General features: G+C 61.2%; 21 protein-coding genes. 10 read left to right on the top strand and 11 right to left on the bottom strand.

Features of this window, described 5'->3' with window-relative positions:
* Window positions 1-25 precede the first annotated feature (25 nt).
* Window positions 26-1,213 carry an acetylornithine deacetylase gene (gene argE / locus ACFWAD_RS00835; RefSeq protein ID WP_378540599.1) on the bottom strand — a complete coding sequence of 396 codons (1,188 nt, stop codon included), beginning with the start codon at window positions 1,211-1,213 and terminating at the stop codon, window positions 26-28.
* 111 nt (window positions 1,214-1,324) lie between these two features.
* On the opposite strand from argE, the gene ACFWAD_RS00840 reads away from it, so the two are divergent.
* From ACFWAD_RS00840 to ACFWAD_RS00860, 5 genes are all read left to right on the top strand, one after another.
* Window positions 1,325-2,392, top strand: a complete 1,068-nt coding sequence (locus ACFWAD_RS00840) for an Lrp/AsnC family transcriptional regulator (RefSeq protein WP_378540601.1) — start codon at window positions 1,325-1,327, stop codon at window positions 2,390-2,392.
* Window positions 2,393-2,443: 51 nt separating this feature from the next.
* The gene (locus ACFWAD_RS00845; RefSeq protein WP_378536853.1) at window positions 2,444-3,004 is read left to right on the top strand and encodes a TIGR03086 family metal-binding protein; all 561 of its coding nucleotides are present in this window, start codon (window positions 2,444-2,446) and stop codon (window positions 3,002-3,004) included.
* A 51-nt stretch (window positions 3,005-3,055) separates the two neighbouring features.
* A complete protein-coding gene (locus ACFWAD_RS00850) occupies window positions 3,056-3,664 on the top strand; it encodes a TetR/AcrR family transcriptional regulator (RefSeq protein WP_378445644.1) in 609 nt (202 codons plus the stop codon).
* 1 nt (window position 3,665) lies between these two features.
* On the top strand, window positions 3,666-4,562 hold the full coding sequence (gene gluQRS, locus ACFWAD_RS00855) for a tRNA glutamyl-Q(34) synthetase GluQRS (RefSeq protein ID WP_378540603.1): 897 nt from the start codon (window positions 3,666-3,668) through the stop codon (window positions 4,560-4,562).
* 255 nt (window positions 4,563-4,817) lie between these two features.
* The gene (locus ACFWAD_RS00860; protein ID WP_378540605.1) at window positions 4,818-5,558 is read left to right on the top strand and encodes an EAL domain-containing protein; all 741 of its coding nucleotides are present in this window, start codon (window positions 4,818-4,820) and stop codon (window positions 5,556-5,558) included.
* A gap of 28 nt (window positions 5,559-5,586) precedes the next feature.
* On the opposite strand, the gene ACFWAD_RS00865 is transcribed toward ACFWAD_RS00860, so the two are convergent.
* Window positions 5,587-6,240: a DUF4190 domain-containing protein gene (locus ACFWAD_RS00865; protein WP_378540607.1), complete on the bottom strand. Its 654-nt coding sequence runs from the start codon at window positions 6,238-6,240 to the stop codon at window positions 5,587-5,589.
* A 130-nt stretch (window positions 6,241-6,370) separates the two neighbouring features.
* Here ACFWAD_RS00865 and ACFWAD_RS00870 point away from each other — a divergent pair, with 130 nt between their 5' ends.
* The 3 genes from ACFWAD_RS00870 (at window position 6,371) to ACFWAD_RS00880 (ending at window position 8,926) form a co-directional block, all read left to right on the top strand.
* Window positions 6,371-7,087 (top strand): RDD family protein, encoded by a 717-nt coding sequence (locus ACFWAD_RS00870; RefSeq protein WP_378536844.1) that lies wholly within the window; start codon window positions 6,371-6,373, stop codon window positions 7,085-7,087.
* A gap of 8 nt (window positions 7,088-7,095) precedes the next feature.
* Window positions 7,096-8,073: a hypothetical protein gene (locus ACFWAD_RS00875; RefSeq protein WP_378540609.1), complete on the top strand. Its 978-nt coding sequence runs from the start codon at window positions 7,096-7,098 to the stop codon at window positions 8,071-8,073.
* A 118-nt stretch (window positions 8,074-8,191) separates the two neighbouring features.
* Entirely contained in the window at window positions 8,192-8,926 is a 735-nt protein-coding gene (locus ACFWAD_RS00880; protein WP_378540611.1) for a queuosine precursor transporter, read from the top strand.
* On the opposite strand, the gene tgt is transcribed toward ACFWAD_RS00880, so the two are convergent.
* From tgt to ACFWAD_RS00910, 6 genes are all read right to left on the bottom strand, one after another.
* Window positions 8,917-10,206, bottom strand: a complete 1,290-nt coding sequence (gene tgt / locus ACFWAD_RS00885) for a tRNA guanosine(34) transglycosylase Tgt (RefSeq protein WP_378540613.1) — start codon at window positions 10,204-10,206, stop codon at window positions 8,917-8,919. The genes ACFWAD_RS00880 and tgt overlap by 10 nt on opposite strands.
* Before the next feature lie 54 nt (window positions 10,207-10,260).
* Window positions 10,261-10,929 (bottom strand): GPP34 family phosphoprotein, encoded by a 669-nt coding sequence (locus tag ACFWAD_RS00890; protein WP_378540615.1) that lies wholly within the window; start codon window positions 10,927-10,929, stop codon window positions 10,261-10,263.
* Between the two features lie 22 nt (window positions 10,930-10,951).
* Entirely contained in the window at window positions 10,952-12,883 is a 1,932-nt protein-coding gene (locus ACFWAD_RS00895; RefSeq protein ID WP_378540617.1) for an ABC transporter ATP-binding protein, read from the bottom strand.
* Window positions 12,880-14,613, bottom strand: coding sequence for an ABC transporter ATP-binding protein (locus ACFWAD_RS00900; RefSeq protein WP_003943950.1), 1,734 nt, complete (start codon window positions 14,611-14,613; stop codon window positions 12,880-12,882). The genes ACFWAD_RS00895 and ACFWAD_RS00900 overlap by 4 nt, the downstream gene beginning before the upstream one ends.
* Window positions 14,614-14,728: 115 nt before the next feature.
* A complete protein-coding gene (locus ACFWAD_RS00905; protein WP_378540619.1) occupies window positions 14,729-17,083 on the bottom strand; it encodes an MMPL family transporter in 2,355 nt (784 codons plus the stop codon).
* A 55-nt stretch (window positions 17,084-17,138) separates the two neighbouring features.
* Window positions 17,139-17,750: a TetR/AcrR family transcriptional regulator gene (locus ACFWAD_RS00910; RefSeq protein WP_378540621.1), complete on the bottom strand. Its 612-nt coding sequence runs from the start codon at window positions 17,748-17,750 to the stop codon at window positions 17,139-17,141.
* Window positions 17,751-18,003: 253 nt separating this feature from the next.
* Here ACFWAD_RS00910 and ACFWAD_RS00915 point away from each other — a divergent pair, with 253 nt between their 5' ends.
* Entirely contained in the window at window positions 18,004-19,116 is a 1,113-nt protein-coding gene (locus ACFWAD_RS00915; RefSeq protein WP_378540623.1) for a GGDEF domain-containing protein, read from the top strand.
* Between the two features lie 12 nt (window positions 19,117-19,128).
* Here the strand turns inward: ACFWAD_RS00915 and ACFWAD_RS00920 are convergent, their stop codons facing one another.
* Entirely contained in the window at window positions 19,129-19,584 is a 456-nt protein-coding gene (locus tag ACFWAD_RS00920; protein ID WP_378540625.1) for an RrF2 family transcriptional regulator, read from the bottom strand.
* A 128-nt stretch (window positions 19,585-19,712) separates the two neighbouring features.
* Between ACFWAD_RS00920 and ACFWAD_RS00925 the strand changes: the two genes are divergently transcribed.
* Window positions 19,713-20,654 (top strand): sterol desaturase family protein, encoded by a 942-nt coding sequence (locus tag ACFWAD_RS00925; RefSeq protein WP_378540627.1) that lies wholly within the window; start codon window positions 19,713-19,715, stop codon window positions 20,652-20,654.
* Here ACFWAD_RS00925 and ACFWAD_RS00930 read toward each other — a convergent pair.
* Both ACFWAD_RS00930 and ACFWAD_RS00935 read right to left on the bottom strand, forming a co-directional pair.
* A complete protein-coding gene (locus ACFWAD_RS00930; protein WP_378540629.1) occupies window positions 20,620-20,958 on the bottom strand; it encodes a DUF202 domain-containing protein in 339 nt (112 codons plus the stop codon). The two genes, ACFWAD_RS00925 and ACFWAD_RS00930, sit on opposite strands and share 35 nt — an antisense overlap.
* A gap of 1 nt (window position 20,959) precedes the next feature.
* The gene (locus tag ACFWAD_RS00935) at window positions 20,960-21,310 is read right to left on the bottom strand and encodes a YidH family protein (RefSeq protein ID WP_378540631.1); all 351 of its coding nucleotides are present in this window, start codon (window positions 21,308-21,310) and stop codon (window positions 20,960-20,962) included.
* Window positions 21,311-21,336 lie beyond the last annotated feature (26 nt).

The following is a 21,336-nucleotide window of genomic DNA, read 5'->3' on the forward strand; positions in this document are numbered from 1 at the left end:
TTTTCCTTAGGGGGTGAGGGGTGGGTCAGGCGCGGGCGTGAGCGACGACGTTCCGAACGAACTGCTCGCACTGTGCCAATTGGTCAAGTGTCACGTACTCGTCAGGTGCATGCGCCTGAGTGATGCTTCCCGGCCCACACACAACAGTGGGGACACCGATACTTGCGAACATCCCGGCCTCGGTGGCGTACGCGACCTTTTCGTCCGAGGGTCGACCACCCCATCGTTCGACCAGTGCAGCCGCCGAAGCATTCGCATCCGTCTCCAGCGGAGGAACCGAGGCCGAGACGTGCATCGTCACGGAGGCCGACGGATTCTCTTCCCGCATCAGTGTTTCGATCCGATTCGCTTCGGCGGCAAAGCGTTCGAGCAGATCTGCGGCGCCTGCTGTGCTGATACTCCTGAACTCGAAAGTGATGGAGCAATCTTCGGGCACTGTGTTGACTGCTATTCCGCCGGACACGAGATTGACCGAGCATGTTGTCCAGCCCACGTCGAATGCGTCGTCGTACGGGCCGGACGCACGGAGCTCGTCGGCCACGCTTCTGACAAATCGAATCAACTCGGCGCCGTATTCGATCGCGTTCACTCCCCGCGGAGTGAGCGACGAGTGTGCCGAAACGCCCTGCAGATCAACACGTATGACATTCATCGACTTGTGTGCGCGAATGACTCGCATCTCCGACGGTTCTCCGACAATGCACACATCAGGGCGCAGGTTTCGGGCGACAACTTCCTCGACCAATCCGGTCGCACCGATGCAGCCGACTTCCTCGTCGTAGGAGAATGCGAAGTGAATCGGCTTCGCCAGCGGCCGAGCAACGATGTCGGGGATGGCCGCGACGACGATCCCGATGAACGACTTCATGTCGCACGTGCCACGTCCGTACAGGCTTCCGTCGCGAACGTCGGGAGTGAAAGGGTCGGTACTCCAGTCTTGATCGTCGACCGGCACTACGTCTGTATGGCCGGAGAACATCACACCGCCGGCAGTACTCCCGTCAGGAGGGGTGAACGTTGCCAACAAGTTGAGCTTCGTTCCCTCGTCATCGGGAACAAGTACCGGCTCGACCCCATGGCGACGTAGTTCCGCCGCAATGAGATCGATCAACGGTCGATTGCTCACGGCACTCGTCGTATCGATTCCGATGAGGCGTTGCACCCACTCGAGGCTTCTCTCGGTCGGAACAGCGGACAACGTGGTGGACGGCATCAGGATTCTCCTTTCACAGCGGGAACGCCGTGGGCACTCGCCGCCGCGTTCTGCCCTTCGAGCATGAATGAAGTGATCCCAGACACAATGAAGATGCACGATACTTGCACCATGATCGAAGAAACGCAGGATTCCGCCGTACTGGACGACGTCGACCTCGCCCTGATCAATTGCCTGCAACTCGACCCGCGAGCGTCGTGGCGCACGGTTGGCGACGCGCTCAAAGTCGATCCGGTTACCGTGGCTCGCCGCTGGCAGCGGCTACAGGATTCCGGCACCGCCTGGGTCTCTGCCAGGGCAACAGGCCATGGCCGTCCGGAATCGTGTCTGGCTTTTGTCGAAGTCGATTGCACGACTTCGAACGCGTTGACGATTGCAGAACGTCTTGCACGCTGGCCGCACGTGCTGAGCGTCGAACACACAAGCGGCCCAGGCGACTTGACTCTTCTCGTCGAGGTCAGAGACATGGCTTTCCTGTCGCGCTTCCTGCTTCGGTCGCTCGCGTCGGTACCCGGGATCGTCAGTTCGCGTGCACACCTCGTCACCGAGGTCTTCGCGATCGGAGACGACTGGAAATTGCAGGTACTCGATGCAGCGCAGCGGGCGACGATGACAGACCGGCCTGTGCGCTACAAATACGCGCCGACGGATCAGCGCCATCATGGGAAGGCGTTCGACGCTGTCGACCGCCAATTGATCTTGAAACTGGGTGAGGACGGTCGATCGTCGATTACAGAGCTCACAGTCGGTACCGGCCTCAGCGAAAGTACGGTCAGGCGGCGCCTTGCCGAATTGACGTCGCGCAACCAGATCGTGTTCCGCTGCGACGTGTCTCTGCCACTGTCCGGCTGGCCCCTCGTGACCTGGGTGTGGGGATATGTCGATCCCACAGACCGCTCGACGATTCGTGCGCTGGTGGAACGAGTGCCGGGAACGCGCGTGTGCATGCGGATCTCCGGAGGCCGCGCCAACACACTGCTCGCGATCGCCGCACACTCCCTGCGCGAAACTCCCATTACCGAAGTACAACTCGCCCAAGAGGCACCGGGCCTGGTGGTGCTGAACAGGTCAGTAGTGCTGCGATCCATGAAGAGGGTGGGCCGACTTCTCGACGACGAGGGCAAGAGTGCCGGTGTCGTACCGATGGACATCTGGGCAGAAGCCCCAGAGATCGAGTGAATGTCCGAAATAATCAATCATGAAGCGCTGTGGCGGTGAAGGATTGTTGTCATGACTTCAACAGAGATCTCCCCCGCCCAACGCTATCGGGATCTGGCCGCCGAATTCACGGCGCGGATCGACGCTGTACCCGCAGATCGCTGGGGCAACGATTCCCCCTGCGAGGGCTGGACCGCCCGCGACGTGGTGAGGCACGTGCTCGACAGCGAACGAGACATGGTCAAGGTAGTCGGCCTCGAATTGGCACCCGGTCCGTCGGTTGACGACGACCCGTCCGCCGCCTGGGCGGCCGTGCGCGATTCGATGCAGGCAATTCTGGACGACCCGGCAAAGTCCACCCTCGAATACGACGGGCACTTCGGCAGGACCAACCTCGGAGCCACGGTCGAAGGGTTTTTGTGTTTCGATCTGGTCATCCACGGTTGGGACCTCGCGGCCGCAACCGGCACCGATACGGCGATGCGAGACGCGGACGTGGACTGGGTGTCTGAGATCGCCGCGGGCCTGGGCGACTCGATCCGCATGAGCGGCGTGTGCGGCCCGGAAGTACAGGTTCCGGACAACGCTGACAAAGCGACGAAACTCCTTGCTTTCCTCGGCCGGAAGGCGTGAAAAAGCACCCCTGACGTGGGCATTACTTCCATACACATGTAATGTCGCGGTATGCCAGAGCGTCGAAAATCCTCCACGAGTCCAGACCTGCTTGCGGCGGCATTGTTCGACGTCGCTGCAGAATCCGGACTGGAAAATGCCAGCGTCCGCGAGGTCGCAAAACGGGCGGGCGTCTCGATCGGCGCAGTGCAACATCATTTTTCGACCAAGGACGAGATGTTCGCATTTGCACTGCGAACACTCGTCGATCGATTGTTGACAAGACTGGCCGAGTCGTCCGCCGACGCGGACCCGCATGCCTCTCTGTTCCAGGCGCTCTCGCAACTGCTGCCCCTCGACGAACAACGCACGCGCGAGGCGCATGTGCTCGCCGCATTTGCCGTGCGTGCCGCAACCAGTGAGTCACTCTCCGAAATCCGCCGGACAACTCTGTTCACAATCCGCACCGGCATCTCGACGGTATTGATCGGGATCGGAACTCCAGAAGCGGAAACCAGAGCGGCACTTCTGCTTTCAACCGTCAACGGGTTGGCACTCGACGCACTCGGAAGTCCCGCCATGTATCCGCCGCAGTACCTCGATCACGCTTTGGAAACCGCGATCCGCCTCACCCTGCACGACGCCGAGAATCCGCTGGCCTCCGTCGGGCTCGCCAGCTGACGTGGCCGGAGCAGGACGCTTCGCGCCGAGCCCGTCCGGCGATCTCCATCTGGGAAACCTCCGGACTGCCCTCTTGGCCTGGCTGTTCGCCCGCACCAGCGGGCGCGACTTCCTCATTCGGGTAGAGGATCTCGATCGTGTCCGACCCGGAGCGATGGAACGGCAACTCGACGATCTGCGTAGGCTCGGCCTCACCTGGGACGGCCCAGTCGTCTTACAGTCACACCGTCTTCCCTTGTACCACAAGGCTATCGAACTATTACGCGAGCGTGACCTGACCTATCCTTGCTTCTGCACACGCAAGGAGATCCTGCAGGCACCGTCCGCTCCCCATGCTCCCGACGGCGCCTACCCCGGCACGTGTCGGAACCTTTCGGAGGCCGAACGCGCCGAGAAATCGGCAAGTGGCCGATCCCCCGCGCTGAGGCTACGGGCCGGCATCGACTCGTTCACCGTCCATGACGAACTGTTCGGCGAGGTGACGGGACAAGTCGACGACGTCGTCCTGCTCCGCGGTGACGGCGTACCCGCCTACAACCTCGCCGTTGTCGTCGACGACGGCGCGCAGAACATCGACCAAGTGGTCCGCGGCGACGACCTCCTGACCTCGGCTCCACGCCAGGCCTACCTCGCTCGACTGCTCGACATCGAACCACCGTCGTACGCCCACGTTCCTCTCGCTTTGAACAGTGAAGGCAAACGCCTCGCGAAGCGCGACGGCGCAGTGACTCTTGCAGATCAACTCGAGGCCGGACGCAGTGCTGCACAGGTTCTGACGATGATCGCGTCGAGCATCGGCCTCGCCGAACCCGGCGAAGTTGTCACACCACCACTATTGGCGGATCGATTCGATTCTCGGAAGATCCCCCGGACCCCGTGGATTTTCCCGGCGAAGTAAGTGAAGGATCGATTGGCACCTCGTCGGGACAAAAGCTCGATTGTCCGATATACCAAAGCCGTCCGCAATAGCTATTCGTTGGCAATTCTCGAATAGTGAAGTACGGTCAAGACTGGCGAAGGCAGTTCAGGGCGAGTGATCCCTGCAAAACTACGCCCGGGATCTGAACCTGGAATCCGACCGCAGTACCCACTTGCAGCATCCACGCTGACACGCACGTGCGGCACGGGCGACTCAGGACGAAAAGGAATACGCATGGTCCGCGAGCTTCGCGAGGCACTCGACGACCATCAATTCGAGGTGTTGTATCAACCCCAGGTCAATCTGAACTCGTCAGCAATTATCAGCTATGAAGCCCTTCTGCGGTGGCGTCATCCACTTCGAGGGTTGATCGAGCCTCAAGATTTCATGCGCTCCGCCGAGTCTTCCGGACTCATCATTCCCATCGGATTACAAGCTCTGGACATGATTTGCGCCCAGACAGCGTCGTGGCCCGAGCACATGATGGTCGCGGTCAACTTTTCGCCTCGCCAACTCGCTACCCCGCACGCCGCTCACGAAATCCTCGGAGCGCTCGACAGTTCACAAACCCCACTGAGCAGAATCATCGTGGAAGTCACCGAACTCGGCGTCGTCGGTCGGCATGCCGCCGAGACTCTTCACATTCTGCACAACGAAGGAATTCGAATTGCTCTCGATGATTTCGGGGCGGGCTTCGCATCGTTCTCCGCGTTGTCGGAATTGCCGCTCGACATTCTCAAGATCGACCAATCGTTGACCTGGGCGGTCAGCGCAGCGGGTCGTGCTGGAGAGCGCGCCTTCATGGTCATGGAGTCCATCGCCGGCATCGCTAGGAAGCTCGGGCTCGATTCGATAGCCGAGGGCGTCGAAACCGCCGAACACGCAGCCAACGTCTTGCGCGCCGGCTGCGACATGGGCCAGGGCTATTACTTCGGGAAACCACTTCCTGCGTCGTCCACCGTCACTCCGGTGTGAGCGCTAGTCACTTCAGTACGACGCCACTTCAGTACGACGACGATGCACTCGCTATGAGTGCGACTACGAGAATCACGGCGAAAATCGCCAAGAAAGCCGCTCCGACCGCAATTCCGGCTATTGCAAGCCCGCGTCCCTGTTGACCTGTCTGCTTGATTTGATTGAGCGCGACAATACCCAAGATGATTCCGACGATTCCGCCGAGACTGTAGAAGCAACCGCCTGCAAGCGACACAACCAGCGATGCAATTGCAAGACCGTTGGTGCCGACCGGCTGCATCGGCGGTGCGTACCCACCCGCGAATTGATTCGGCTGACCGTACGGGTTCGGAGGTTGGCCATACTGAGCCTGTCCGTATTGACCTTGTCCGTATTGTCCGGGTTGCTGATATTGATTCTGCTGGTATTGATTCTGCGGTCCGAAATTCTGCGGCGGCAGGTACGGGTTGGGTTCACCAATTCCACCCGGCTGGGGGTTATCACCGGGCGGGTTGTACGACGGCGGCGGATAACCCGGGTACTGCTCGTTGGGAGTGGTATATCCGGGAACTTCAGGTGAAGACTGCGTTTCGGACGGGGACACGCCGTACCCCTCGGGAGGCAGGCTCGGAAATTCTCCGTATCCAGGTTTTGCCTGGTAATCGCTCGAAGAATCGTCGTTGTTGCCCCCGGAACTCGTCATACAACGCAGCCTAAACCACAGGTGACCTCCGAATCCAAGTGAGCAGATGTCATCCACATAGCTCTTTGATCCCAGTAGGGTCATATCCACTGTCACACTCGAGCGCGATATTTACGACTGAGGGGAACACATGACAACCGGTGGGTACGACCCCAACCAGAATCCAGAGGGCGGGAAGCAATTCCCACCCCAGGATCCATATGGCCAGCAGGGAACACCTCCTCCCGGAAGTTACCCACCTCCCGCCGGTCCTCCGCAGGGCGGCAGCTACCCGCCTCCTCCGCAGGGCGGGAACTTCCCGCCGCCTCAAGGTGGTAACTACCCGCCGCCCGGTGGATACCCGCCGCCTCCGCAGGGTGGCAACTTCCCGCCGCCGCAGTTCAACGACCAGGGTGCGTACGGGGCAGGAAACCGGCTGCCTTCTGGTGCCGAAGCCGGTGGACTTGGTATTCGATTCGGCGCTCGCGTCATCGACGCCATCATCGTCGGAATCGTCGCCATTATCTTGACGGTTCTGGTTAGTGATCTGGGAAATGTTCTTGTCAGCGGACTCTTCTCGGGAATTCTGACCTTCGCCTACTTCATCGCAATGGAAGTAACGCAGGGTCGGACTCTGGGAAAGATGATTCTGGGCCTTTCAGTACACGGTCCGGGCGGCGCACCTCGCCCCTCCGTCCAGCAGTCTGCGATTCGCAACGCCTTCACGTTGCTCTCGATCATTCCGATCATCGGCGGAATCCTCGCGTTGGTCGCCTACATCGTCATCGCGGTCACGATCAACAACAGCCCCACCAAGCAGGGCAAGCATGACGAGCTCGCTGGTGGAACTCAGGTAGTCAAGGGTTAGGTGCGCATATGACAACCGGTGGGCACGACCCCAACCAGAATCCCGAGGACGGAAAGCAATTCCCGCCCCAGGATCCCTACGGCCAGCAGGGAACGCCTCCTCCAGGGAGCTATCCCCCGCCGGCGGGGCCTCCGCAGGGCGGAAGCTACCCGCCGCCCGGTGGATACCCCCCACCTCCTCAAAGTGGCAATTACCCGCCGCCAGGTGGATATCCGCCGCCGCCTCAAGGCGGAAGCTATCCCCCTCCCGGCGGAAACTATCCGCCGCCTGGTGGATACCCGCCACCTCCCGGAGGCGGTAACTTCCCACCGCCGCCCGCAAATGACTACGGCGCAGGCTTCGGTGGACCGCAGCTTTCCGTGGGCGCCGCGCTGAGTTACGGCTGGGAACGCTTCAAGAACAATGCGTTGACGTGGATCGGCATCACTGTTGTCGCGGGCTTGATTTCGTTTGGCATCAACCTGTTGTTCGGTGGCTTCGATTTCTCGACCGACGGTTCGACCTCGGTGTCTGCGTTGAGCATCATCGGCGGATTGGTCTCGATCGTCGTCAGCATCCTGATCCAGGCTGCCTACGTTCGAGGTGCCCTCCACGAAGTCGACGGCAACAAGCCTGCATTCGGTTCCTTCTTCCAGTTCTCGAACATCGGCGCCGTTATTCTGGCGAGCATCTTGGTCGGGTTTGCGGTAGCGATCGGCATCGTCCTGCTGATCATTCCGGGCATCGTCATCGCATTCCTGACCTATTTCACGCTGCAGTTCGTGATAGATCAGGATCAAGATCCCGTCACCGCAATCAAGTCGAGCGCCAGCGTCATCTCCAAGAATGTCGGCCCGCTGCTTCTCCTGGCACTCGCGGCAATCGGCATCAACCTCGTTGGCGCACTGCTCTGCGGTCTCGGATTGCTGGTCACCGGTCCGGTCACTCTCATCGCCGGCACCTATGCGTATCGCGTCATCACAGGACGCTTCGTAGCAGCACTCTGATCAGGCTTCATCCCGTCACTGAAGGCCCTGCGGTTCCACGTGAAACCGCAGGGCCTTCGGTGTGTTCTGCGCAACTGGACGGTCGCAAACTCGCATCCGAGCGCCTTGTGGTGCTTGGATGACGGACGTGACAGCTCAGGATCAGCAAGACGAATCGACCCACGAAACCAAATTTGCGCACGTCAGCCGGGGTTATTACCCGACGATCGTCGCGCTCTTCACTGCAACGCTGCTGATCTCGAACGTCGCGGCGACCAAGGGGGTCGCCTTCTTTGCGGATTCCGACTTCTCGCTCGGTCCCTTGCAGATTCTGCCAATCATCACCGATGGTGGATTCTTCTTGTTCCCGCTCGCCTACGTCCTCGGTGACGTGCTCAGCGAGGTCTACGGCTTCAAAGCGACCCGACGCGCGATCTACCTGGGCTTCGGCGCACTGATCCTTGCTGCCGCGTGCTTCTGGATTGCCGTGCAGCTCCCGCCGGCAGAGTTCTACGAAAACCAGGCCGCCCTCGAAACCGTAGTGGGCGTCATTCCCCGACTCCTGGTCGCCGGCTTGGCCGCCTACCTCGTCGGACAGCTACTGAACTCCCTGGTTCTGGTCATGATGAAGAAACGCATGCAGGAAAAGCACCTGTGGGCGCGTCTGATCGGCTCGACCGTCGTCGGTGAATTCGCCGACACGCTCATCTTCTGTTCCATCGCGGCCGGTGTCATCGGCATCAGTACGTGGGAAGACTTCATCAACTACGTGCTGGTCGGCTTCCTGTGGAAAACGCTTGTCGAGGTACTGGTCATGCCGATCACCTACCGCGTCATCGCCTACGTGAAGAAGCGCGAACCGACCTACGCTTGAGGTGCAGGCGTCTTCGCCGCGTAGAACTTTCCGAGCATGTCCGCTTTGAAGTCGTGGAAATACCCACCTTCGATGCTGGCTCGGATGTCGTCGACCAACTTCACGGTAAATCGCTCGTTGTGGATGGTGCAGAGCGTCGACGCGAGCATTTCCTTCGCCTTGAAGAGGTGATGGATGTACGCGCGGGTGTAGTTGGCGCAGGTGTAGCAGTCGCACTCGTCGTCGATAGGTGTGAAGTCACGGCGGAACCGGCTGGTGTTGATGTTGAACCGGCCGGAGCGGACGTAAATCGCAGCATTGCGAGCGACACGCGACGGGTTGACGCAGTCGAAGGTGTCCGCACCGTTCTCGATTGCGACGAAGAAGTCGTCCGGTTCGCTGATGCCGAGCATATGACGCGGCTTGTTCTCGGGTAGTTCCTCGTTGCACCAGCGCACGATCGTTCCGAGGTTCTGCTTCTCCAAGGCACCGCCGATGCCGTAACCGTCGAAGCCGTATCCGTTCTCGCCTTCGATCGACTCGAGGCCACGGCAGGCCTGACGACGCAGATCCTCGTACTGCGCGCCTTGGATCACGCCGAAGAGTGCCTGGTAGGGCTTGTCGGCGCGTTCGGCGGTTAGCTTCTCGTGTTCGTTGATGCAGCGGATCGCCCACGCCTGCGTGCGCTCGACCGATCGCTCCTGGTAGCCGCGGGTGTTGAGCAGCGTGGTGAGTTCGTCGAACGCGAACATGATGTCGGCGCCGAGTTGATGCTGGATCTGCATCGACACCTCGGGGGTGAAGCGATGCTTGCTGCCGTCGAGGTGCGATTTGAACGTCACGCCCTCGTCGTCGACCGTCGCGAGACGCTCTTTGCCCTTCGCGATGACGTCGTCGGACTGCACACCGACGGCCTCCATCGCGAGCACCTTCTTGAACCCGACGCCAAGAGACATCACCTGGAAGCCGCCGCTGTCGGTGAAGGTGGGGCCGTCCCAGTTCATGAACTTGCCCAGCCCGCCGGCCTCGTCGACGATGTCGGGTCCCGGCTGCAGGTACAGGTGGTACGCGTTGGCGAGCACCGACTGCGCACCGAGTTCCTTCATGGACTCGGGCAGCACGGCCTTGACCGTGGCCTTGGTTCCGACGGCCACGAACGACGGCGTCGCGATGTCGCCGTGCGGTGTGTGGATGGTGCCGGTTCGTCCGAGCCTGTCCTCGAGCCTGGTCCCTATCGTGAAAATCGACTCGGGACGCTTGTCGACGGAGGGCACGGGCGGTGTCGGTACTGCGGAAGTCACGAGCTCAATCCTGTCACAGCGGCAGAAAGCGCCACGTCGTGCAGTATCGCCCCGTCACGATCCTGAGGATGCCGACGCCGCAATTGTTGCGGTGAGCGCAGCGGTGGTGGCTGCCTGCGTCGCGGCAATCGACTGCCGCACGGCCTCGCTTGCCCAGTTTCCCTGCGACAGCACCTTCGCTCGCGCTTTCGCCGCCTTGAACTGATCCGCTGGAACAATCACCTTGAGCATGTTCGCACCTGCCAGGATCGACACCAATGCACCTTCGCCGGGAGTGGGTTGGCGGACACCCAACAGAATGTCACGCAGCACGACGCGCAGTTGATCCTCGTACCGCGGGTTGGTTGCCGGCCATCTGACGCTCGGAAAGATCCCGAACACTTGATGTTCCACGGCGGTCACAATTCCGCGGGCTTGCATGCCGGCATAGAGCGCCTTGCGTGCACCCTTCGCAAGACGGTTCACCACCGCAGTCGGCCTGGCGGGTGGCTTTTCGGCCAACCTCGCCAATGCAGCATTGAGGGTGGGATCCACGAGTGGCCGATTGTCGATGATGGCTACCCGCGCCCGCCATCCGGAGCCGTCGAGGCGGACGCGGTCGGCAAGGACGAGTTCGACCAACAGCGCACCCCCGAGCGCAACGTCGACGTAGGACGACGAACGCAACAACTTTCCGCTCGCGTCGTCGGTGGCAAGCAACAGCAGATCCTCGGCAATCAGCATGCTCACCACCGTAGTTGCCCGACTAGATCTCCGCGCCCACGAATTGGCTGTTGTACAGACGGAAGTACGCGCCGCGGGATTCGAGCAGAGCTTCATGGCTCCCCTGCTCCACGATCCGGCCGTCCTCCATCACCACGATCAGGTTTGCATCACGAATTGTCGAAAGACGGTGTGCGATGACAAAACTGGTGCGGTCGTTGCGCAGGACCGCGGTGGCGCTCTGAACCAGTAGTTCAGTGCGCGTGTCCACCGAACTGGTCGCCTCGTCGAGGATCAGGATGGACGGCTGCGAGATGAAGGCGCGGGCAATGGTGATGAGCTGCTTCTCGCCGGCACTGACGTTGCTGCCCTCCTCGTCGATGACCGTGTCGTAGCCCTCGGGCAGGGAGTGCACGAACTTGTCGACGTAGCTCATCTCGGCTGCGCGACGAATCTCCTCGTCGGTGGCACCCGGCTTGCCGTACGCGATGTTCTCGCGGATGGTTCCACCGAACAGCCACGCGTCCTGCAGAACCATGCCGATGCGTGAACGCAGATCGTCTCGCGTCATGTCGGCGATATCGACGCCGTCCAAAGTGATTCGGCCCGAATTGAGTTCGTAGAACCGCAGGATGAGGTTGACGAGGGTGGTCTTGCCTGCACCGGTAGGGCCGACAATCGCCACCATCTGACCCGGCTCGGCAGTCAGGGACAAGTCCTCGATCAAAGGCTGTTCCGGCTTGTAACTGAACGTGACGTTCTCGAACTTGACGCGACCCTTGTCGACAGTGGGCGACTTCGCGCTCTTCGGGTCCTCCGACTGCTCGTCTTGGTCGAGCAGCGCGAAGACCCGCTCGGCCGAAGCGACACCGGACTGCAGCAGATTGGTCATCGACGCGATCTGCGTGAGCGGCTGCGTGAACTGCCGCGAGTACTGGATGAACGCCTGCACGTCGCCCAGCGTCATCGTTCCGGATGCGACGCGCATGCCGCCCACCACTGCGATGGCAACGTAGTTGAGGTTGCCGAGGAACATCACGGCCGGCATGACCAGACCGGAGATGAACTGCGCCTTGAAGCTGGACTCGTACAGATCCTCGTTCTGCTTGCGGAAGCGCTCCTCGACCTCGTGCTGGCGGCCGAACACCTTGACCAACTCGTGGCCGCTGAACGCTTCCTCGACCTGTGCGTTGATTCCGCCGGTGCTCTTCCACTGCGCCACGAAATGCTTCTGTGAACGCTTCGCGATGAACGCCGTCACCATGATCGACAGCGGAACAGTTGCCACCGCGATCAAGGCGAGCAACGGTGAGATCCACAGCATCATCACCAGAATGCCCAGGACCGTCATCACCGACATGACCAACTGGCTGAGCGTCTGCTGCAGGCTCTGCGCGACGTTGTCGATGTCGTTGGTCACGCGCGAGAGAACATCGCCGCGGGCATGGGTATCGAAGTACCGCAAGGGAAGTCGATGAATCTTCTGCTCGACGTCCTCACGCAACCGGCGAACGGTCCGCTGCACCACGATGTTGAGCAGATACGCCTGCAACCAACTGAACAGCGACGCGCAGACGAACAGCAGCAGCACGATCATCAAGACCTTGCCGACGGCGTCGAAATCGATTCCGGTTCCTGGTACAACGGCCATGCCGGACACCATGTCCGCGAGCTGACCCTGCCCCGAAGCACGCAACCCCTCGACAGCCTGTTCCTTGGTAGTCCCCGGCTGGAGTTGCTTGCTGACGATGCCGTCGAAGATCAGGTTGGTCGCGTTTCCCAGGATCTTCGGAGCGATCGATGAGAGTACGACGCTTGCGGTCACCAAAGCGAAGATCAGGACGACGATCGGCTTGTCCGGACTCAAGCGTCCGAGAAGACGTTTGAGCGAAGGGCCGAAGTTCATGGCCTTCTTGGTGGGATCGCCACCCCCGGGCGGGCCGATGGGAGGCGAGGAAGTCGGTCGATTACTCATGATGCGTCCTGTACGGCTAGCTGAGAGGCGACGATTTCGCCGTAGGTGGGACAACTGACCACGAGCTCGTCGTGCGTGCCGATCCCCACGATGGCGCCGTCGTCGAGCACGATGATCTGATCAGCCTCCACGATGGTGGAAATACGCTGCGCGACAACGACGATGCAGGCGTCTTGCGTGACCGGCCGGAGCGCCGCACGCAGCCTCGCATCGGTAGTGAGGTCGAGTGCCGAGAAGGAATCGTCGAACAGATAGATCTGCGGCTTACGCACCAATGCTCTGGCGATGGCGAGTCGCTGACGCTGACCGCCCGATACCGTCGTACCGCCTTGTGCCACCGGTGTGTCCAGGCCTTCGGGCATGGCACGGACGAAGTCGGCAGCTTGGGCGATCTCGAGGCACTCCCACAGCCATTCGTCGGTAGCTTCGGGGTTTCCGTAGCGGAGATTGGTGGCGACAGTGCCGGAGAACAGATACGGCTTCTGTGGGACCAGACCGATCACCGAGCAGAGCAACTCCGTGTCGATGTCGCGGACGTCGACGCCGCCCACCGATACCGATCCGGAGGTGGAGTCGATCAATCGCGGAATCAGGTTGAGCAGAGTCGTCTTTCCCGATCCCGTACCGCCGATGATCGCTGTCGTCTTACCTGGCTCGGCGCGGAAGGTGATGTCACGCAATACGGGTTCTTCGGCTCCGGGGAACTGGAACTGAGCGCCACGAAGTTCGACAACTCCCGGGTCTTTCAGTTCTCGGACCGGATTCTCGGGCGGGATCACCGACGAATCCGTGTCGAGCACCTCGGAGATACGTTCGGCGCACACCGATGCACGCGGCAGCATCACCGCCATGAAGGTGGCCATCATGACGGCCATCAGGATCTGCATGATGTAGCTGAGCATCGCCGTGAGCGAGCCGATCTGCATCGAGCCCTCGTTGATCTGATGACCACCGAACCAGATCACCGCGACGCTGGTGACGTTGCTGATCAGCATCACGAGCGGGAACATCAGCGCCATGAGGCGGCCGACGCCGAGAGCAGTCTCCGTCAGCTCACGGTTGGCGTCACCGAAACGCTCTACCTCGTACGGTTCCCGTACAAACGCTCGGACGACGCGGATACCGGTGATCTGTTCGCGAAGAACGCGGTTGACGGCGTCGAGGCGGCCCTGCATGACCCGGAATCCGGGAACCATCCGGGCGATCAGGAAACCCATCGAGACAACGAGGAGCGGAACGCTGATCCCGAGGATCCAGGACAGATTCAGGTCCTGACGCAGAGCCATGATGATGCCGCCGACGCACATGATCGGCGCCATGACGAGGATGGTGCAACTCATCACGACCATCATCTGCACTTGCTGGACGTCATTGGTATTGCGAGTGATCAGCGAAGGCGCACCGAAGTGCCCGACCTCCCTGGCCGAGAACGTCCCGACCTGATGCAGCACCGACGCTCGGAGATCGCGCCCGACGCCCATGGCGACGCGCGCTCCGAAGAAGACGGCACCCACCGAGCACAGGATCTGCGTCAGCGTGACCATCAGCATCATCCCGCCGGTGGAGAGGATGTAGCCGGTGTCGCCTTTGGTCACGCCGTTGTCGATGATGTCGGCGTTGAGACTCGGAAGGTAAAGGGCCGCCATAGTCGAAATAAACTGCAGGACGACAACGCCCGTGAGTTCACCCCGGTACGGCGTCAGATAAGTGCGCAGCAGCCTGATCAGCATAGTGAGCGAAGGTTACCAATCCTGGCCGACATGTGCCGCTGGATATTTCGGTACCCGGAAAACAGCTGTGCGCCTTTATTAACCGCGGGGGGTTAACAAAGGCGCACAGCAGAGATCAAGCAGATGCGGACTGCAGTTCCGCTTCCTTCTCGTCGCGGAGGGCCTTGCTGAGCTTCTCGCCCTCGATGTCGACGTTCGGCAGAATCCTGTCCAGCCACTTCGGCAGCCACCACGCCTTGTCGCCGAGTAGTGCCATGACGGACGGGATGATCACCATGCGCACGATGAAGGCGTCGAAGAACACTGCCGCAGCGAGCGCGAAGCCGATCGACTTGATGAACGAGTTCGGTTCTGCGATGAAGGCACCGAACACGGAGATCATGATGACCGCGGCCGCACTGACCACCCGGGCACCGTGGTTGAAGCCGATGGTCACGGCCTCCTTCGCGCTTGCACCGTGGACGTACTCCTCACGCATACGCGTCACGAGGAACACCTGGTAGTCCATCGCCAGTCCGAACACCACGCCGATCAGGAAGATCGGCATGAAACTCACGAGCGGTTGCGGGTTCGAGATGATGCCCAACCAGCCGTGCTGGAAGATCGCCACCGTCGCACCGAATGTCGCGAGCACACTGAGGAGGAAGCCGAGCGTCGCAGTCAGTGGAACCAGGATCGAACGGAACACCAAGAGCAACAAGATGAATGCGAGGCCGACCACTACGGCAAGGTAGGGCACCAGTGCATCCTTCAGCGTGTCCGAGACGTCGCCTTCGAGTGCGGTCTGACCGGTGATGCCGTAGCTGACGCCGATCGAATCGTTGAGTCCTGCTTCTGCTCCGCGGAGACTGCCCACCAGATCCATCGTGGCCGGATCGGTCGGTCCACTCTTCGGAGTGATCAGGACCTGTGCGGTGTCGCCGGCGTCGTTGACCCCGACGACCTGTGCGTTCTGAACGTCATCGAAGCTCGAGATGGTCGAGACGACCTCCGCGAACGCCTCCCCGGCGGGGACGCTGGCGCCCTTGGCGTCGACGACGGCGATGAGCGGCCCGTTGCGGCCGTCACCGAAGCCCTCGTCGATCAGGTCGTATGCCTGACGCGCACTCGTAGCCGGGTCACCGGTGGCCTCCGACGGCAATGCCAGACTCAATCCCGTTGCGGGTAGGGCCAATGCGCCCAGTAGGACTACACCACCGATCAGCGGAACGAGCGGACGGCGGACAACGGCGTTGATGAAGCGCAGCGCCAACTTCGGCTTGCCCGAATTCTCGTCTTCAGACTCCTCCGCACGCTTGCTGAGGAAGGGAATCTTGCCGGCAAAAGCCTTGCGCCCGAACATACCCAGGATTGCGGGCAGCAAGGTCAGAGCGATCAGGACCGCGATCAGAACGGTGAAGGCTGCTGCCGCACCCATGTCCGAGAGGAACGGGATGCCGACGACGCGCAACGCGACCAGCGCGATGATGACCGTCAAACCGGCGAATACCACTGCGGAACCGGCAGTTCCGACAGCGCGGCCCGCTGCTTCGGCACGGTTGTCCGTGAGCGTGAGCTCATGCCTGAACCTGGACATGATGAACAGCGAGTAGTCGATCGCCACCGCCAGGCCGATCATGATCGCCAGCGTCGGAGTCATGGAGCTGAGATCCATGAATCCGGTGGCGACAGTGATCCCGAGGCTGCCGATAGCGATACCGATGATCGCGGTGAGCAGCGGAAGCCCCGCGGCCACAAGCGAACCGAAGGTGATGGCCAGAACGACTGCGGCAACGGCGATGCCGATCAGCTCGGTGACGCCACCGGGCATCTCTGCTTCCTGAGCGGCCGAACCACTGACCTGGACGTTGAGTCCCTCAGCTCGCCCGACATCGGCTGCGGAGTTGATCGAATCGCGCAACGCCTGGTCGAGATCGGCGAAGTCGCCGGCAAACGGAACCTCGACGTAACCGACTGTGCCGTCGGCACTGAGCGGCGATAACGCGTGCGCGTCGTCCACGGCCTCCGTCTCGGAAGTTCCAGCGGCAGCTGCCTTTTCCTTGAGCATCGCAACCATGGAGTCATTGCCGGTAACCGGATTGACCAGCGCCTTCGCGGCCTGTTCCGGAGTGGCAGTTGCCGGGTCCACCTTGGCAGAGTCGGCGACCTTGTCGATGCCGCGGATGCTCGCGAGCATGTCGTCCATGGCCTTGACGTTCGCCGGATCAGCCAGCGTCGTGCCTGCCGGAGCCTGGACGACGTATCGAGCGCTCAGCGAATCCATCGGATTGGGAGCATCGGGGAATCGCTCGGCCATCAAGTCCTGAGCTTGCTGCGCCGGGGTTCCCGGAATGGAGAACGAATCCTTGGTGGAACCGGACAGGGTGGCTGCCCCGACGCCCATCAGGACCAGGATTATCAGCCAAACACTGAGGACCGCGCCTTTTCGCCGGTAGGCGAACTTGCCGATCCGATAGAGATAGGTGGCCACGACGGGCTCCTTGCTGTTTCGGTGCGTGTACGTGGACAGGTATTACGAGTAGGTCTCAGAGACGCGGTGCCGGTGCCGGCATTCCCGCTCGAATTTGACGAAAAGCGTCATGGACCAGTTCTTCTGGACCGGAAGCCTCCGACTTTCCTCCGGTCCAGATGTCGATCACCGATTTGCAGGCCCCCGCCACAACCCCGAGAAGGAGGGTCGGATACAGGTCCCGTTCGGCGTCCGTGCCGGTGCGTTCGGCCAATGCTTGAACGACTTCACGGTTGATCCGCTGGTGCATGTCGGCGGCAACCCGATAGAGCGCGGGACTCGAATCCGACAACATCCAGACGTTTACTTTTTCTTTCATACTCGAGCCGGAATCGCTCACGATTTCGACCACTAGATTCTCGAGCACGTCGAGAATGGGTTCGTCCGCGGGCCGGGCTGCAAGCGCCTCGATCCACGAAGTGATCGACTCCTCGAAACTGGCGAGGACCGCCTCCTCCTTGCTGGAGAAGTAGTTGTGGAAGGTCCTCGTCGACACTCCCGCCTCGGATGCAATCGCGTCAGCGGTGACGCATTCGATCCCGAGAGCGCGAGCCAGTCTGGCCGCCGCGCCACTGAGTGCGTTGCGGGTTGCTGCCTTCTTTCGGTCGCGAAGGCTTGGTTCGGTCATCACTCCACCACCGTACCAAACTTGCAGACCTCTGCAAGTTTGCAGAGGTCTGCAAACTTGTGCGATCCAACACACAGTCAGGAATCTCGAGGCGTGGCTCACACCCGTGCACGATAAATGCCTGAACAGAGGCAACAGAAGGGGCTGCGAGCATCACCCCCAGCGACATCGCCGGCCAAGTTGACGCGTAAATCAACGTGGGCTGACATACTTTGCTATTGATTAACCACAAGTAGTTCAGCAAAGGAATCCGATGGACCCGCTCCTGCACACCTGGCCGGTTCCATCCACGGTCATGCTGTGGGGATCGAAGGCCGGACGAGGTTCGGTCTTGCGCCTCGTCCACCTGACCATCGGATTCTGCTCGCTCAATTTCTCGCTCGTGGCTTACCTGTTCCTCCTCAGCACAGAGGGTCCCGACGGACCATTTGCTCGCGCTTGGCTCGTCGGCATTGCGACGGTGAACCTGATTCCCACGATTCTCTGGTTTGTCGGCCGCATCAAAGGCGCGCGCACGCTCAAGCTCTACGGACTCTGGGCGGACCTCGCCACGGCATCGATTCTCATCACATTCACCAGCCACAACGCCGCACTGTTCGGGGCGGTCCTCTTCGTTGCCACCGGTGCCTACTTCACCTATTTTCTCGACCGCCGCTGGCTGGCGTTCCATCTCGCCTTCGCAACGACATTTGTCATCGCCCTGACCGTGCTGGGCCTGACGAGCAGTGATTACTCGGTGACCAGCGTGATCGCCCGAACTGACGTCGTACTGTGCGCGGTAATCTTCATTCCGGCCACAATTCAGTTCACTTGGCGGCAATTGCTCGCGCGCGCAACAGGATCCAAGGTGGATGCGCTCACCGGCCTGTTGAACCGACGAGGGTTGTGGGACATGTCGGAGCGCATCTGGTCGGTCGCGTCGGCGAATCGCGCCGACATCGCTGTTGCCGTCGTCGACATCGACAAGTTCAAAGCGGTGAACGACACCTACGGCCACGAAGTCGGTGATGCCGTCATCATCCGAACCGGAACGCGTCTGCAGGAGCATGTGAACGGTTTCGGTTACGCCGCGCGCACCGGCGGCGAGGAGTTCACCGTCGTGATGATCGGCACCCCTTACGGACTGCGCAAGCGAATTGCAACCCTGCCCAAGGCGGTAGCGAGCGCGTCCGACAGTCCGCTGTCAACGGTCAGCGTCGGAGCCGCAACGCTACCTTTCGTCCCACACCAGGAAGAGTTCGACTACAACGAGTTCTCCCGCGCGACCATTGCGGCCGATCATCTGATGTACGACGCAAAATCCGCGGGCGGCAACGCCGCGAACACTGCGCCTATGACTGTTCCCCGCCCCCGACGGACAGTGTGAAATCGCGCTGCATCAGCGCCGATTCCACGCCTCGGGATCTTCCGTCAGTTCGTGAATGAACTCGGGCAATTCACCACCTGCGACATCGGTGAGCGTGACGTTCTCGAGCACGGCGCGAAGGTTGACGCGCACTGCAATCCACACTTCTTTGAGCGGTGTTGCCGGTCCCCCGTAGTCGACGTCTTCCGGTCGCTGTCCCCGAATCGACGCCAGCGGTCCTTCGACAGCGCGGATGACGTCGGCAATCGTGATCTCGTCCGCGGACCGAGCGAGCCAGTACCCACCGTCCGGACCCCGGCGACTGTTGACGAGGCCGCCGCGACGCAGGTCAGAGAGCACCGCTTCCAGGAACTTATGGGGAATGACCTGGGATTTGGCGAGAAACTCGGCCTTGGCCGGGTCCGGACCGACTGCCGCAAGCTCGACCAGAGTCCGCACGGCGTAGTCCACCTTCGCGGTGATATGCACCGGCAATTCCTACCATTGTTCTATGAAAAGTCGCAACAAAGCCGCAGGTTTCTTGTCACAAATGGTTCCGCGACGTTACATATTAGTGCATGATGTAACGATCATAGCGAGAGAATAGGACTAATCGCGTGTGGGAAACCCTTCTCGAGTCATGGCGGTCACTGCTCGAACCACTCCATGACCCAGTCGCACTCGCGATCCCCGCGTTTGTCATCTTCCTCGGCATCGAGTGGTTCGCCGCCCGTGCTCTTGAGGATCATCCGGACGGCGCAGACGGACGCGCACGGCCGGCGCAGGGCGGATACCGGCGCATAGACGCTCGGACCAGCATCCTCCTCGGACTGGTGTCGATCGCTACGAGCACGTTCTGGAAAGTGCTGGCACTGATCGGTTATTCGGCAATCTGGGTGTACCTCGCGCCGTGGCATCTGTCGCCGACAGCCTGGTACACCTGGGTTATCCTGCTGCTCGGAATCGACGTCCTCTACTACGCGTATCACCGCATCGCGCACCGAGTTCGAGTCATCTGGGCTACGCACCAGGCTCACCATTCGAGCGAGTACTTCAATTTCAGCACCGCGCTGCGGCAGAAGTGGAACAACAGCGGCGAGATCGTCATGTGGCTGCCACTGCCGTTCCTCGGGATCCCGCCGTGGATGGTGTTCGTCGGCTTCTCTGTCAGCCTCGTCTACCAGTTCTTCGTCCACACCGAGCGTGTCGGAAAGCTCTGGCGCCCGATCGAATTCATCTTCAACACACCTTCACATCACCGTGTCCATCACGGTTCCGACGCCGAGTACCTCGACCGAAACTACGCCGGGATCCTCATCATCTGGGACCGGATGTTCGGCACCTTCGCAGCCGAAACCCACAGGCCCACGTACGGACTCACGACACCGGTGGGAACGTACGACATCTGGAAGCTCCAAACGCGCGAATACGCTGCCATTGCTCGCGATTGGAGGGCGTCGACATCGTGGCGACAGCGAGCAGGTTACGTGTTCGGCCCACCTGGCTGGGCGCCGAAAGCTGAGGTCACGTCAACAGAATCCACAGCCCCGTCGCACTGAGCAGCAGAAGACTCAGCGCGAGGACTGCTCCCATACCCAAAGCAGGCATTGCCTTTTCAGCTGAGAACTGAGCCAATCGCCTGGGCCGCGACCGACGTTCGTAGACCGTCACCGCGACGACAAGGATCGCCGCCAGGGACGGGCCGATCAGAGCCACCGAACCGAACGGCGGCAGCCATCGCAGACAGGCAGCAGACAAGCCGAGGATCGACAGACTCGTCCGTACGAACGAGAGCGATGTGCGCTCGGACTGTAGGCCCCTATCCGGCGGCGTGGCACCTTCCGAAGGTTCCAGCGCGGTCAATTCAGTTCACAACCTCGACCACCAGGACGGTCGCGCAGATCACCAGTACGATGCCGACCACCGGCGCCATCAGCGGCACCGGCAACGAACGCTCAGCACGCAGTGCCCGCTCGGCGCTGATCCAGTGGATAAAAGAAGTGATGGCGATCAGAGCGCCGCCGACGAGCAGCAACGCGGCCAAGCCGGCGCGAACCGTGGGGTTGAGAATGTCGCCGCCGAAAGCTTCGAGCCCGACGCCCGATGCGACGAAGGCCGTCGCGGTGCGGATCCAGGCCAGATATGTCCGCTCATTGGCGAGAGTGAACCGTGGATCAGGGTCTTCACCCGTTCGGAACGGTCTCCACTGGGGCATCACCCGTTCATTCCGTCCGGGCAATA

Origin of the sequence: Rhodococcus sp. NPDC059969, assembly GCF_042738325.1 — a bacterium.
In the GTDB taxonomy this organism is placed as follows: domain Bacteria; phylum Actinomycetota; class Actinomycetes; order Mycobacteriales; family Mycobacteriaceae; genus Rhodococcus_F.